Genomic DNA, 13,541 nt, shown 5'->3' with positions numbered 1-13,541 from the left:
CACCAGGGTGGGCGTCACGCGGTGGCGGGTCGCGTCAGCCGGCGTCCGGGTCCTGCTGGGCGTGGCGGTCGAGGAACGCGTAGACCTCGGTCGCGTCGACGCCCGGAAAGGCGCCTGTCGGGAGCGCCGAGAACACCTGCTGGTGGATGCGCGCGCTGGGCCACGAGGCGTCCGCCCAGCGGGCGGTGGCGTCGGCGGGCGGGCGGCGGCAGCACGCCTCGTCGGGGCAGGTCGAGCGGTGCCGGACGGTCGTGTCGCGGCCGCGGAACCACGTCGCCGACGCGAAGGGGACGCCGACGGCGAGCGCGACCTTGCCGGTGGTCGCCCAGCCGGTCTGCGTCGAGCACCAGAACGTGCCGGCCGGGGTGTCGGTGAGCTGGTACGACTCGGTGGCCTGGTCGCGGCGGGCGAGCGCGCGGCGCACACCCCAGCGGCGGCACACCATCTGGCCCTCGATCGCGCCGGTCACGTCGGTCGGCAGGACGAGGCCGTCGTTGGCGTAGGCACGGAAGATCGCGCCGTCCTCGGCGACGCGCAGGAAGTGCAGGCGGATGCCGAGGTGGTGCGTCGCGAGGCTCGTGAACCGCTGCGCGGCGGCCTCGTGCGTCACGCCGAACGCGTCGCGGAAGTCCTCGATCGCGAGGTCCTTGGCGCGCTTGCGCTCCTCGAGGAAGCCGACGGCCGCCGACTGCGGCATGAGGCAGCACGACGCGAAGTAGGTGATCTCGAGGCGTTGGCGCAGGAATGCCTCGTACGACGTGGGGCGCTCGTGGCCGAGGACGCGGTGCGCGATCGCCTGGAGCGCGAGCGAGCGCAGGCCGTGCCCGCCGGGGGTCGACGCGGGCGGCAGGTAGATGCGGCCGTTCGCGAGGTCGGTGACGGTGCGGGTCGAGTGGGGCAGGTCGTCGACGTGCCGGATGGTCAGGCCGAGCTGCTCGGCCATGCGGGACACCGTGCGGTGCGTGAGGGCGCCCGACGTGTACCCGGCGCGGCGGGCCATGTCCTCCGCGAGCGCCTCCAGGTCGGGCAGGTAGTTGTCGCGGGCCTGCCGCTCGAGGCGGAGCTGCGTGTTGACGCGGCGGGCCTCCTCGGGGGTCGCGACGGCCTCGGTCGCGCGGCGGGTGAGCTCGGTGTGCAGGCCGACGAGCTGCTCGAGGACGGGGTTCGGCAGGCTGCGGTTGGGGCGGACCGTCGGCAGGCCGAGCTGGGCGAACTCGGGGGTCTGCTGGGCGCGGTCGAGGGCGATCTCCAGGGCGGCGCGCCGCGTGGGCGGCTCGTCGTCCAGCAGGTCGGGGACGGTCACGCCGAGCGCGTCGGCGAGGTCGCGCAGGAGTGCGAGGCGGGGCTCGCGGCGGCCGTTCTCGACCAGCGACAGCAGGCTCGGGGTCACGCCGACGGCCTTGCCGAGCTGGTCGAGCGTCAGCCCGCGCGCGGTCCGGGCGTGCCGCAGGCGGCGTCCGAGCGTCAGGGCGTCCGCGGCGGGGACGTTGCTCATCCCTTCACGATATGTCAAGAACGTCGATACTTGACGGCCGCTGCGGTCGGCAGACCCGCGGTGGTTGACGTGAGGATCGAAGGGAGACGTTCCTTCGACCCTCGCCCCCGTCTGGAGCACCTGATGACCGTGACCACGCTGCCGCCCGCCCGCACCGACGCGCCCGTGCGCGACCTGCGCGCGTGGGTCGCCGACGTCGCCGACCTCACCGAGCCCGACGCGGTCGTCTGGTGCGACGGGTCCGACGCGGAGCGCGACGCCCTGATCGCGGGCATGGTCGAGACCGGGACGCTCCTGCCGCTCGACCCGGTCCTGCGGCCCGGCAGCTACCTCGCGCGGTCGGACCCGTCCGACGTGGCCCGCGTCGAGTCGCGCACGTTCATCTGCTCGCGCTCGGAGGCCGACGCCGGCCCGACGAACAACTGGCGCGACCCCGACGCGATGCGCGCCGAGCTCGCGGGGGTCTTCGCCGGGTCGATGCGCGGCCGGACGATGTACGTCGTCCCGTTCTCGATGGGTCCCGTCGGCGGCCCGATCTCGCAGGTCGGGGTGCAGCTCACGGACTCGCCGTACGTCGTCGTCGGCATGGGCACCATGACGCGCGTGAGCCGGGCGGTCGTCGACCTCATCGACGGCGGGGCGCCGTTCGTCCCCGCGGTGCACTCGGTCGGGATGCCGCTGCGGACCGCCGACGGGACCGAGCGCCCGGACGTGCCGTGGCCCTGCGACGACACCAAGTACATCGCCCACTTCCCCGAGACCCGCGAGATCTGGTCGTACGGCTCCGGGTACGGCGGCAACGCGCTGCTCGGCAAGAAGTGCTTCGCGCTGCGCATCGCGTCCGTCATGGGCCGCGACGAGGGCTGGCTCGCCGAGCACATGCTGCTCGTCCGCGTCACCTCGCCGCAGGGCCGCCGGTACCACGTGGCCGCCGCGTTCCCGTCGGCGTGCGGCAAGACGAACCTCGCGATGCTCACGCCCACGCTGCCCGGCTGGCGCGTCGAGACGCTCGGCGACGACATCGCGTGGCTGCGCCCCGGGCCCGACGGGACGCTGCGGGCGATCAACCCCGAGGCCGGGTTCTTCGGCGTCGCACCCGGCACGTCGGTCGCGACCAACCCGGCCGCGATCGCGACGCTCGACCGGGACACGATCTTCACCAACGTCGCGCTCACGCCCGACGGCGACGTGTGGTGGGAGGGCCTGACGCCCGAGCCGCCCGCGGGGCTGGTCGACTGGACGGGTCAGCCGTGGACGCCCGACTCCGGCCGACCCGCCGCGCACCCCAACTCACGGTTCACCGTCGCCGCGGCGCAGTGCCCGACGATCGCCGACACGTGGGAGGACCCCGACGGCGTCCCGCTCGACGCGATCGTGTTCGGCGGCCGCCGCGCCACCAACGTGCCGCTCGTCGTGCAGGCGCACGACTGGGAGCACGGCGTCTTCCTCGGCGCGACGATCTCCTCCGAGCAGACCGCCGCCGCCGAGGGGACGGTCGGCGAGCTGCGCCGCGACCCGTTCGCGATGCTGCCGTTCTGCGGGTACGACATGGCCGACCACTGGGCGCACTGGCTGCGCGTCGGGGCCTCGCTCGACCCGGCGACCCGCCCCCTCATGTTCCAGGTCAACTGGTTCCGGAAGGACGCGTCGGGCCGCTACCTGTGGCCCGGGTTCGGGGAGAACATCCGCGTGCTCGCGTGGATCGTGGCCCAGGTGGACCGCGCGCGCGGGGTGCGGACCGACGTCGGCGCCGTGCCCAGCCCCGTCGGACTGCTGCCCGCGGCGGGCGCGCTCGACCTGACCGGCCTCGACCTGCCCGACGACGACCTGGCGGCGCTGCTCGACGTCGACCCCGCGACGTGGTCGGTCGAGGCGGACCTCACGGAGGACTTCCTCGCCGGCTTCGGCGGCCGCGTCCCCGAGGCCATCCACGCCCAGCTCGCGGCCCTCCGCACCCGCCTGACGTCCTCCTGACCCCGCTCACCGCCCGAGGATCGCCGCCCCTGGCCCTCGCTCTCGCCGAGCACGACATCACGCGCGCTACGGGGATCGCACCCGCCGCGCTGTTGTGCTCGGCGGCGCGGGCGAGCGGCGGCCTGGGGGCGGGCGTGGCGCAGGGTGGCCGGGACCGGGCGGCGCGCCACGTGGCCCGGTCCTCGACGGCCGCTCAGGGTGGCCGGTCATCGGCGATCGGTCAGGGCGCTCGGACTGCGGCGGTCGGAACGGGGCGGCCGGAGTGCGGTGGCCGGACCGGGGGCGGTCGGACCGGGGAGTCGGTCAGGGGTGGTCGGTGCGGAGGCGGGCGTGCAGGTGCATGTCGTGGTGGCCGTCGGCGTGCAGCGCGTGGCCGCGTCGGACGCCCTCCGCCCGACAGCCCAGCAGCTCCGCGACCCGGCACGACGCGTCGTTGCGCGTCGAGTGCTCGACCTCGACGCGGTGCAGGCCGAGCTCCTCGAACGCCCAGCGCAGGGCCTCGGCACCCGCGCGGACGGCGACGCGGTGACCGCGCGCGGACGGCACCACCCAGTACGCGAGCGTGCCGAAGCCTTCGTAGAGGTTGAGGTGGTTCAGTGCGACCCGACCCACCACCGTGCCGGCCGGGGGTGCGTCGAGCCTGCGCAGGGGCGGCGCCGCGAGGTGGCGGGGAGGCACGGCGCGCGGCACGGGTCCCGACGTCGGCGCGGTGCGGGGCACGGGTCCCGGATCGAGCGCGACGGGCGCCTCGGCCGACGCGTCGGCGGCAACCGACGACGGCCGGACGTGCGCGCCGACTCCCGCGAGCGCGAGCGCCGGTGCGGCTGACGGGACGGGCGCGGGTGCGGGTGCGGGCTCCGGGACGCGCGCCGGTGCCGGCGGCTCGTCGGACGCTGCGGCAGGCGACGGGGCGACGACGACCGCCCACTCGGCGGCGCGCTCGTCGCGCCACGCCGCGTTCTTGGCGTCGATCCAGGCCAGCGCCTCGTCGTCGTCCGACATGGACCGCGCGTGCCACCAGCGGATCGCGGGGTCCTCGTAGGCGGTGCGGACGGTCGCGACGTCGCCAGGCGCCCAGGGCCGCAGCAGGAGGCCGTCGGCGACGAGCGTCGGCTGGGCGCGCACGCCCCAGCGACCGGACAGGACGTAGGGCGCGGCGAGCAGCGGCACGGCGGAATCATCCCGGTTCGAGGACCCGTGAGGCACGACGCCACGCGGGTGCGGGCCCTACTCCCCCACGAGCCCGTCGACGGACTGGCGCAGCAGGTCGGCGTGGCCGTTGTGCCGCGCGTACTCCTCGATCATGTGGACGAGGATCCAGCGCAGCGACGGCGTGGTGCCGTCGGACGACGGTCGTCGGGCGAGCGTGTCGAGCCCGCCGTCGGCGAGCGCCCGCTCGGTGCGCACGCGCGACCGCTCGACGGCGCCCTCCCAGAGCGCGCGCAGCTCCTGCGGGGAGTCGGCGCCGGCCGACGTCCACTCCCAGTCGCGGTCGGCGTCCCAGTCGGCGACCTCCCACGGCTCGTCGGTGGGCTCGTCGTGCAGCCGCGCGCCGAACCACTCGTCCTCGACCCACGCGACGTGCTTGAGCAGCCCGCCGAGCGTCATGTCGGTCGGGGCGAGCCGGGCGGTCAGGCCGGCGGTGTCGAGGTCGGCGGTCTTCCAGCGCAGCGTCGCGCGGTGGAAGTCGAGGAACCCCAGCAGGGTGGAGACCTCGTCGGCCGCGACCGGCGGCTCCGGGCGGCCCTGCTCGTCGATGACGCTCATGCGCCCATCCTGGCGGACTCCCCGGACGCCGCGGGCGGGCCGACCGCATCGCGGCTGCGGCTGCGACGACGGGCCACGACGGCTACGACGCCTGCGGCGGGTCCTCCCCGACGAGCCCGTCGACGGCCTCGCGGAACAGGTCGGCGTGGCCGGTGTGGCGGCAGTACTCGTCGATCAGGTCGACGAGGACGCGCCGCAGGTTCGGCGACCAGCCGGAGTCGGTCGTGAACAGCGACGGCTGGTCGAGCCCGCCGCGCGCCAGGGCCGCGGCCCACCCGGCTTGCGAGCGTGCGACGGCCCGCTGCCAGAGCGCGTAGAGCTCCTCCGGGGTGTCGGACGCGGCGGAGTGCCAGTCCCACTCGGGGTCGGCCTGGAAGTTCTCCTGCCGCCACGGTTCGGTGAGGTGCTCGCCGTCGACGAACTCGGCCATCTTCATCTCCTCGACGAGCGCGAGGTGCTTGACGAGGCCACCGAGGGTCATGGCGGACGGCGGGAAGGGGCGGCGCAGGGCGTCGGCGTCGAGGCCGCCGACCTTCCAGGCGAACTGGGCGCGGGCGCGCTCGAGGGAGAAGAGCAGCATCTCGGTCTCGTCGGCAGTCGCGGAGGGTTCGGTGATCCGGGTGTCGAGCGTGTTCTGGGTCATGGCGGCGACGCTAGGGTCGATACCGGACGTTCTGCTTCCGGTTGGAGAATCCGATGCCTGACGCGAGCCCGACGGCACGCGCGCTGCGCACCCTCGAGCTCATCCAGGGCCGCCCCGGCATCACGGCGGAGGGGCTCGCCGGTGAGCTCGGCGTGACCGAGCGTGCCGCCCGCCGGTACGTCGGCGTGCTGCGCGAGGCGGAGATCCCGGTCGAGTCGACGCGCGGCCGGTACGGGGGCTACCGCCTCGGGCGCGGGGTCCGCCTCCCGCCCGTGACGTTCAGCGCGGCGGAGGCCCTCGCACTCGTCATGGCGGCGCTCGACGGCCACCACGAGGCGGGCGACCCGGCGGGCCCCGTCGGCGCGGCGCTCGGCAAGCTCGTGCGCGCGCTGCCGGCGGGCGTCGCCGCGCAGGCGGAGGTCGTGCGCCGGACCACCGCTCCTGCGCCGGACAGGTCTGCCGCGCGCCCCGACCCGACGACGACCGCGGTCCTCGTGCAGGGCTGCGCCGAGCACCGACGGATCCGCCTCACGTACCGGTCGGGCAACGGCACCGAGTGGGACGCCGACGTCGAGCCGTGGTCCGTCGTCGTGCGGCACAGCCGCTGGTACCTGCTGTGCCGGACGGCCCGCGACGAGGTGCGCGCGTACCGCGTCGACCGCGTGCGCGCCGCGACCGTGCTGGACGAGGTGTTCACGCCGCCCGCGGACCTGGACCCGGTCGCGCTGCTCGAGGAGAACCTCGCGACGGGGTGGGAGTACGCGACGGAGGTCGAGATCGACGCACCGCTCGACGACGTCGCACACTGGGTGTCCCCCGCGCTCGGCCGGCTCACGGCGGTCGACGAGCGGACGACGCGTCTGGTGGGGAGCACGAGCAACCCCTGGTGGTACGCCGAGCAGCTCGTCCGGACGCCCGCGCCCTATCGGGTGATCGGCTGCCCCGAGCTGCGGGAGACGACGCGCGCGCTGGGGCGACGCCTGCTCGACGCGGCCGGCTGAGCGTCGCCGGTCCGGCGATCTGGCGGCGCGGTGAACTGGACGTACGTCCATGACCAGGGCCCAAGGACTGCCGCATGTCACCCGGATGAGTGACACTAGTCAGACACCCCTTTCTTCCGCGCACATCCGCGCGCCCGAAACCGATGGGACCACCATGAGAGCCCTCACCCGCCGCACCCTGACCGCCGGCGCCGTCGTCGCGACCTCCGCGATCCTCGGCGTCCTCGCCCCCGCCGTCGCGTCCGCCGCCGACAGCACCGGCGAGGCACCCACGACCACGACCGGGCAGGCTGACGTCGAGGAGGTGACGTCCGTGTCCGCGATCACCGCGATGTGGCTCTGGGACAACTCCGTCGACCCCGCGCAGGACGGTCGCGGCACCGGCTACGCGTTCGCCACGCCGGGCGGCGTCGTCGCGTTCGCGCAGGAGCACGGGCTCGAGACGATCCACGTCTCCGCGCCGTGGGCGTCCGACGAGGGTCCCGTCGCCGCCTGGATGACCGACACGCTCGTCGCGCTCGACGCCGCGGGCATCGACGCGGGCGTGCTCGGCGGCGACGCGCCCTGGCTCGACAACCCCGCGCTCGCCGTGCAGTGGATGACCGCCGCGACCCACGACCGCCCGGTCACGCACGTGCAGCTCGACGTCGAGCCGTGGACCCTGCCCGCGTGGCAGGCCGACACGCAGGCCGCGAGCGCGCAGTGGCTGCACATGCTCGACGTCGTGCGCGCCGCGATGCCCGCGGGCGTCGACCTCGCCGTCGACGCGCCCTGGTGGCTCACGACGGTCGCGAGCCCCGACGGCACCGGGACGCTCTTCGACGACGTGCTCGAGCGCGTCGACCGCGTCGGCATCGTGACGTTCATCGACCACGCCGAGGGCGAGACGGGCATCCTCGCGAAGTCGGCTCCCGCGGTCGCCGCGGCCGAGGCCGCCGCGATCCCGTACACGATCGGCCTCGAGACCGACACCCCGGCCGTCGCCGGTGGCGCCGAGTTCACGTTCTACGACGACGGCGCGCAGGCGCTCGAGCGCGAGGCGCACGAGGTCGCGGTCGCCCTGGCCGGCCAGACCTGGTTCCGCGGGATCGCCGTGCAGCACTACGAGGCCTGGCGCGACCTGATCGACCGGAGCTGACCCGCTGCCGGCGTCCCGGGAACCCGCCGTCCACGGCGCCCCGGGACGCCGGCCCCCGGCCGGTGCGCACGGCCAGCGGATGCCGGACCGTCCCCGGGTCGGCAGGGTGGGGGCATGTCCTCCGTCACCGTGCCCCGGTCCGCACCGCTCGCCCCGACGTCGTCCGACCGCGTCCGCCAGGTCGTGGTCGTCGTCGGCGCGCTCCTCGCGATGGCCGGCGCAGCCCTCGGGTCCGGTGCGTTCGGGGGGCAGCAGGTCGAGGACGCGGCGGGCGGCGCGCTGTCCGCCGACGCCACACCCCTCGCGCCCGACACCCCGGCGTTCCGGATCTGGTCCGTCATCTACCTCGGGCTGCTCGCGTACGCCGTCTACCAGGCCTTCCCGCGCCACGCGGCGACCCCACGCCTGCGGGCGACCGGCTGGTGGGTGCTCGCGTCGATGGTGCTCAACGCCCTGTGGATCGGCGTCGTCCAGCAGGGCTGGGTCGTGGGGTCCGTCGTGGTCATCGCGACGCTGCTCGCGGTCCTCGCGGTCCTGCTCGTCCGCCTGGTCCGCACCGCCCCCGACAGCGCGGCGCAGGCCGTCGTCACCGACGGCACGATCGGGCTCTACCTCGGCTGGGTCAGCGTCGCGACGCTCGCGAACATCGCGGCGACGCTCGTCGTGCTCGACGTCGGCGGCCTCGGTCTGGGTGCCACGGCGTGGTCCGTCGTCGTCCTGACCCTCGCCGCCGCGCTCGCGGTCGCGTACGCCGTCTTCGCCCGCACCCGGCCGGTGCTCGCCGTCGCCATCGGGCTCGCGATGGCGTGGGGGCTCGCGTGGATCGCGGTCGGCCGCACCTCCGGCGCACCGCGGGACGCGGTCGTCGCGGCCGCCGCCGCGGTCGCGTCCGTCGTCGCGATCGCCGCACCCGTCGTCACGACGCTCCTCGCCCGCCGTTCCGCCCGCTGACACCCGACGCTCCACCCGCTACCGCCCGGCGCTCGGTCAGCCGACGCGCGATGCTCGGTCGCTGGCGCCCGACCCGCTGACTCCCGGGGCACACCCCGCGCGGACGCGTGACGCACCCGACGGCGACGCCCGACGCACCGCACGCCGACGCGGGGCCGGCATCGCGCCGACCCCGCGTCGCGGTCAGCTGCGCGCGACCTGCGCCGCCAGGACCTTGTCGACCGCCGGCAGGAACGCGGGCAGGTCGTCGGGGTTGCGCGACGTGACGAGCGGGAAACCGCCCGCGTCGTCCGTCACGACCTCCTGGTCGCGCCACTCGCCGCCCGCGTTGCGGACGTCCGTGCGCAGCGACGGGTACGACGTGAGCGTCACGCCGCCCAGCACGCCCGCCTCGACGAGCGCCCACGGACCGTGGCAGATCGCGGCGATCGGCCGGCCCGACGCGGCGAACGCCCGCACCAGGCCCACGGCCTGCTCGTCGAGCCGCAGGGTGTCGGCGTTGATCGTGCCGCCGGGCACGAGCAGCAGGTCGTAGTCACCGGCGTCGACGTCCGCGAACGTCGTGTCGGGGGTCACGGTGCGGCCCGGGTCCTTGTCGCCGACCAGCGTCTGCACGGGGTCGCTCGACTGCGCGGCGACGGTGACGTCGACGCCCTGGTCGCTCAGGTGGTCGACGGGCACGACGAGCTCGTCCTGCTCGACGCCGTAGTTCGTGACGATCGCCAGGACCCGGCGACCGGTGAGGGTGCTCTCGGACACGTCTGCCTCCTCGCGGTGGCGGGGGCGCCGTCGTCTTCAGCGCGCCCGGTCACCGTAGGCACGCCCGGCGCGCGTCACCACCGCTGGGGCGGCGGGGGCTGCGGCGGCTGCCACGCATCGGCGGGCGGCGCGGGGGCGGGTGTCGACGGCCCGGTGTAGAGCGGGACGGTCGGCGCGGAGGAGAACCTCGGGTCACCGAACCCACCCCCCAGGGGCGGGGCGACGAGGCGGCCGCGGGGGTCGCTCGAGCCGGCAGCCGCCTGCGCGGTGAGCAGGCGTCCGCGCAGGGCGCGCACCTCCGCCTCGACCGGCCACTCCCTGAAGGCGAAGACGAGGAGCGCGACGAGGCTCACGACGGGAAGGACCCCGAGGACCCCGAGCCAGGGGCTGTACCCCGCCTTGCGCGCGATGCGCACGCAGATCCAGACCGACACCGCGGTGACGACGCCGTACATCAGCAGGTACGCACCGACGTAGCCCGCCATGTAGGCCGGGGACGGCGTGCAGGTGCCGCCCGTGCAGTCGACGGCGGTCAGCATGACGCTCCCTCACGGTGCGGGCGCTCGCCGCACCTCCTGCCCGTCCGATCGACGGCCTGACGCTGCGGTTGACCGTCGGCGCGGGCGCCTCACCCGTCGGGGGCGCGACGTCACCCGGACGGCCCAGCCGCGCGGCCGTGCCGCGTCAGCCGACCCGGTCGAGGAACGCCAGGACCCGCTCCCGGAGCAGCGCAGCGGCGTCCTCGTCGTACGCGGGCAGGCTCGCGTCGACGAACAGGTGCTGGTCGCCCGGGTAGAGGAACAGCTCGCCGTCGGGGACCGCGTCGACGAGCTCGCGCGCCGCCTCGACGTCGCCCTCGCCGACGAAGACGGGGTCCGCGTCCATGCCGTGCACCTGCACGGGCACGTGGTCCGGCCACGCCGACCCGAGCGCCTCGGGCGGCACGCACGACCCGACGAGCACCGCGCCGACGACCCCGGGCCGCTGCTGCGCGACGGTCTGCGCCGACATGACGCCGAGCGAGATCCCCACGACCACGAGCCGGTCGGGCAGCCCACGCACGGCCGCGACGCCGCGGTCGACGACCGTCTGGAATCCCGTCTGCTCGGCGTACCCGATGCCGGACTCCAGGTCGTCGAAGGTCCGCCCGTCGTACAGGTCGGGCACGTGCACCGTGTGCCCGGCCGCGCGCAGCGTCTCCGCGAGCGTCTGCACGCCCGGCGTCAGCCCCTGCGCGTGATGGAACAGCACCACCTCGGCCACGTCGTGCTCCCTCCGTGATCGGCCCGCGGGCCACCGTCGGCCGCGGCACGCGACCGGGCTCGAGCCTGTCAGCACCCTCCGACACCGCGCGCGCCGAGCGCCGTGCGGACCTGGCGCCGCAGGTCGGGCGCGACGGCGCGGCGCCGGGGTGCGCGGCGCGGCCCGACGGGTTGTGATGGACGCAGGCCCTCACCCACGACAGGAGCAGCACCCATGACCGTGCCCACTCTCACGCTCAACAACGGCGTCGAGATCCCGCAGCTCGGCTTCGGCGTCTTCCAGGTCCCGCCGCAGGACACCAAGGGCGTCGTGCTCGAGGCGTTCGAGGTCGGCTACCGGCACATCGACACCGCGCAGATGTACGGCAACGAGGCGGGCGTCGGCGCGGCGCTCGCGGAGTCCGGCCTGTCGCGCGACGACGTGTTCGTCACGACGAAGCTCAACAACGGCTTCCTCGAGCACGACGCCGCGCTCGACGCGGTCAAGCGCTCGCTCGACGCGCTCGGCACCGACCACGTCGACCTGCTCCTCATCCACTGGCCGCTGCCGACGGTCGCGGACTACGTCGCGCGCTGGCGCACGCTCGAGCAGGTCTACGCCGACGGCGGCGCCCGCGCGATCGGGGTGTCGAACTTCCAGCCCGCTCACCTGCACCGGCTGCGCGACGAGACGACGGTGACGCCCGCGGTCAACCAGATCGAGGTCCACCCCTACCTGCGCAACGACGAGGCGCGCGCCGCAGGGCAGGAGCTCGGGATCGTGACCGAGGCATGGTCGCCGATCGCGCAGGGCAAGGTCCTCGACGACCCGGTGCTGCTGCGGATCGCGGAGTCGGTGGGCCGCACCCCCGCGCAGGTGACGCTGCGGTGGCACGTGCAGCGCGGTGACGTGGTCTTCCCGAAGTCGGTGACGCGCAGCCGGATGGAGGAGAACTTCGCGCTGTTCGACTTCGAGCTGTCGGCGACCGACATGGCCGACATCGACGCGCTCGACCGCCACGAGCGCACCGGTCCGGACCCCGACGTCTTCGACTACGTCCCGGCGACCTGACGGGACGTCCTGACTGGACGACCTGAGCACGACGACGTGACGACGACGGGCGGGGCCGGCCGGGTCCCGCCCGTCGACCGTCGCGCGGTCGGTCAGGCGAGCGGCAGCACCAGGAGCGTCTCGTTGCGCGAGGGGTCCCCGTCCGGCGACGGGTCGGTCACGTACTCCTCCCAGAAGTCGCCGCGACCCGGGCGGCCGTGCTCGGCACGCGCCGCCTCGACCTCCGCCCACGCGGCACCGAGGTCGTCGTACGAGCCGACGTGCAGCCCGACGAGCGCGGGCCCGCCGGCGAGCTCGACGACCTCGACCCGACCGGCGAGCGGACCGTTCTCGAGCCCCTCGACCGGGAATCCGGCGGCGACGTCGACCGTGTCGGTCGGCATGCCGTGGTACCAGCCGAGCGCCGGCCCGGAGATGCGGGCACCGGCCTCGCCGACCGTGCGCGCGACCTCGCCGTACGCGGTGTCGTAGAACGCGGCGAGCTCGTCCATGCGCACGTGGCGGCGCACGACGGCGACGGTCCGGGTCGGCTGGTGGCGGACGTCGACGTCCATGGGTCCTCCTCGAAGGCTCGCGGTCCCGCCCCAGCATCCCGCACGAACCGGGCACCCGGGCGTCGCGAGCACGGTAGCCTCCGGAGCGCTCGAGGTCCCGCCCGCCCGTCGGGCGTCCGCCGCTGCGAGGAGTCCCATGGCCGAGCCCGTCGTCGTCGCCCCGCCGAGCGCCGCCTACCCGTGGGCGCGCGTCCTCGGCTGGACCGCGCTGCTGCTCGCGGCCGTCGCCGCAGTCGGTGTGATCGGGGCCGTCGCGTACCTCGTGGACGGGTGGCTGCACCCGACGTCGTGGGGGGACCTGGCGGGCGCGATCCTGCTCACCTGGTCGTGCGTCCCCGCGCTCGTGGCGCTGCCCGTGGGCCTGCTGCAGGCGCACCGCGGTGTCGGTCCCCGCTGGCGGTCCGTCGCGACCGTCGCGATGGCGGCGCCGGCTCCGGCTCTCGCGGTGACGATCCTGCTCGCCCGCACGGTGGCCGACGTCCTGGCCTGACGCGACGCGCGTCAGTCGTCGGCGCGCCAGCGGGCTGCGGCGTACCAGGCGAGCACCACGGTCGTCGTGATCTCGATCGCGGAGAAGTAGGCGTAGTGCAGCGCGGTCTCGCCGACGAACAGCGAGCCCACCTGCACGACCGTCATGACGGACGCCGCGACGACGGTCCCCCAGCGCGCGACGCGATGGGGCGCGACGCGCGAGACGAGCACCATCCCGATGGGGATCGTCATGAGGACCGACGCCCCCAGAAGGAACCCGTCGCTCATGACGACGCCGCCGATCTCGCCCGAGAGCACAGCCCGCAGGTCCTCCGCCCGGAAGAGCGTGAGCACGTCGCAGTACAGGTAGCAGAGCAGGACGAAGAGCCACAGCGACGCGACCACCGTGCGGCGCGGAACGCGCCGGTCGGTGACGGTGGACGTGGTCGGTGCTGGGCTGGAGAGCGTGGTCACG

15 protein-coding genes are annotated in these 13,541 nt (G+C 75.1%); 6 read left to right on the top strand and 9 right to left on the bottom strand.

Going from position 1 to position 13,541, the window contains the following annotated elements; all coding sequences use genetic code 11:
* Positions 1–34: 34 nt before the first annotated feature.
* Positions 35–1,495: an XRE family transcriptional regulator gene (locus tag GXP71_RS17070; RefSeq protein ID WP_162353632.1), complete on the bottom strand. Its 1,461-nt coding sequence runs from the start codon at positions 1,493–1,495 to the stop codon at positions 35–37.
* Between the two features lie 123 nt (positions 1,496–1,618).
* Here GXP71_RS17070 and GXP71_RS17065 point away from each other — a divergent pair, with 123 nt between their 5' ends.
* Positions 1,619–3,469, top strand: a complete 1,851-nt coding sequence (locus GXP71_RS17065; protein WP_162353631.1) for a phosphoenolpyruvate carboxykinase (GTP) — start codon at positions 1,619–1,621, stop codon at positions 3,467–3,469.
* 303 nt (positions 3,470–3,772) lie between these two features.
* On the opposite strand, the gene GXP71_RS20450 is transcribed toward GXP71_RS17065, so the two are convergent.
* The 3 genes from GXP71_RS20450 to GXP71_RS17050 form a co-directional block, all read right to left on the bottom strand.
* Complete coding sequence (locus tag GXP71_RS20450; RefSeq protein WP_238402472.1) at positions 3,773–4,639, bottom strand: GNAT family N-acetyltransferase; 867 nt, start codon at positions 4,637–4,639, stop codon at positions 3,773–3,775.
* A 57-nt stretch (positions 4,640–4,696) separates the two neighbouring features.
* Positions 4,697–5,236: a DinB family protein gene (locus tag GXP71_RS17055; RefSeq protein WP_162353630.1), complete on the bottom strand. Its 540-nt coding sequence runs from the start codon at positions 5,234–5,236 to the stop codon at positions 4,697–4,699.
* An 82-nt stretch (positions 5,237–5,318) separates the two neighbouring features.
* Positions 5,319–5,879 carry a DUF664 domain-containing protein gene (locus GXP71_RS17050; RefSeq protein ID WP_162353629.1) on the bottom strand — a complete coding sequence of 187 codons (561 nt, stop codon included), beginning with the start codon at positions 5,877–5,879 and terminating at the stop codon, positions 5,319–5,321.
* Between the two features lie 53 nt (positions 5,880–5,932).
* Here GXP71_RS17050 and GXP71_RS17045 point away from each other — a divergent pair, with 53 nt between their 5' ends.
* The 3 genes from GXP71_RS17045 to GXP71_RS17035 all read left to right on the top strand — a co-directional run bounded on the left by GXP71_RS17045 (position 5,933) and on the right by GXP71_RS17035 (position 8,969).
* A complete protein-coding gene (locus tag GXP71_RS17045; RefSeq protein WP_162353628.1) occupies positions 5,933–6,880 on the top strand; it encodes a YafY family protein in 948 nt (315 codons plus the stop codon).
* A 154-nt stretch (positions 6,881–7,034) separates the two neighbouring features.
* A complete protein-coding gene (locus GXP71_RS17040) occupies positions 7,035–8,018 on the top strand; it encodes a hypothetical protein (RefSeq protein WP_162353627.1) in 984 nt (327 codons plus the stop codon).
* A 114-nt stretch (positions 8,019–8,132) separates the two neighbouring features.
* Entirely contained in the window at positions 8,133–8,969 is an 837-nt protein-coding gene (locus GXP71_RS17035; RefSeq protein WP_162353626.1) for a tryptophan-rich sensory protein, read from the top strand.
* 183 nt (positions 8,970–9,152) lie between these two features.
* Here the strand turns inward: GXP71_RS17035 and GXP71_RS17030 are convergent, their stop codons facing one another.
* The 3 genes from GXP71_RS17030 to GXP71_RS17020 form a co-directional block, all read right to left on the bottom strand.
* Positions 9,153–9,728 carry a type 1 glutamine amidotransferase domain-containing protein gene (locus GXP71_RS17030; RefSeq protein ID WP_162353625.1) on the bottom strand — a complete coding sequence of 192 codons (576 nt, stop codon included), beginning with the start codon at positions 9,726–9,728 and terminating at the stop codon, positions 9,153–9,155.
* 74 nt (positions 9,729–9,802) lie between these two features.
* Positions 9,803–10,267, bottom strand: a complete 465-nt coding sequence (locus GXP71_RS17025) for a hypothetical protein (RefSeq protein WP_162353624.1) — start codon at positions 10,265–10,267, stop codon at positions 9,803–9,805.
* Positions 10,268–10,412: 145 nt separating this feature from the next.
* The gene (locus GXP71_RS17020) at positions 10,413–10,991 is read right to left on the bottom strand and encodes a dienelactone hydrolase family protein (protein ID WP_162353623.1); all 579 of its coding nucleotides are present in this window, start codon (positions 10,989–10,991) and stop codon (positions 10,413–10,415) included.
* Between the two features lie 213 nt (positions 10,992–11,204).
* On the opposite strand from GXP71_RS17020, the gene GXP71_RS17015 reads away from it, so the two are divergent.
* Positions 11,205–12,041, top strand: coding sequence for an aldo/keto reductase (locus tag GXP71_RS17015; RefSeq protein ID WP_162353622.1), 837 nt, complete (start codon positions 11,205–11,207; stop codon positions 12,039–12,041).
* Between the two features lie 92 nt (positions 12,042–12,133).
* Here GXP71_RS17015 and GXP71_RS17010 read toward each other — a convergent pair whose 3' ends face one another.
* Complete coding sequence (locus GXP71_RS17010; protein ID WP_162353621.1) at positions 12,134–12,595, bottom strand: GyrI-like domain-containing protein; 462 nt, start codon at positions 12,593–12,595, stop codon at positions 12,134–12,136.
* Between the two features lie 136 nt (positions 12,596–12,731).
* Between GXP71_RS17010 and GXP71_RS17005 the strand changes: the two genes are divergently transcribed.
* The gene (locus GXP71_RS17005) at positions 12,732–13,085 is read left to right on the top strand and encodes a hypothetical protein (RefSeq protein ID WP_162353620.1); all 354 of its coding nucleotides are present in this window, start codon (positions 12,732–12,734) and stop codon (positions 13,083–13,085) included.
* A gap of 11 nt (positions 13,086–13,096) precedes the next feature.
* On the opposite strand, the gene GXP71_RS17000 is transcribed toward GXP71_RS17005, so the two are convergent.
* Entirely contained in the window at positions 13,097–13,540 is a 444-nt protein-coding gene (locus tag GXP71_RS17000) for a DUF6326 family protein (RefSeq protein WP_162353619.1), read from the bottom strand.
* Position 13,541 lies beyond the last annotated feature (1 nt).

It is taken from the genome of Cellulomonas sp. H30R-01 (genome assembly GCF_010119915.1).
Lineage (GTDB): Bacteria > Actinomycetota > Actinomycetes > Actinomycetales > Cellulomonadaceae > Cellulomonas > Cellulomonas algicola.
The sequence above is the reverse complement of the archived record's forward strand: the minus strand, read 5'-3'. Positions and strand labels throughout refer to the sequence as shown.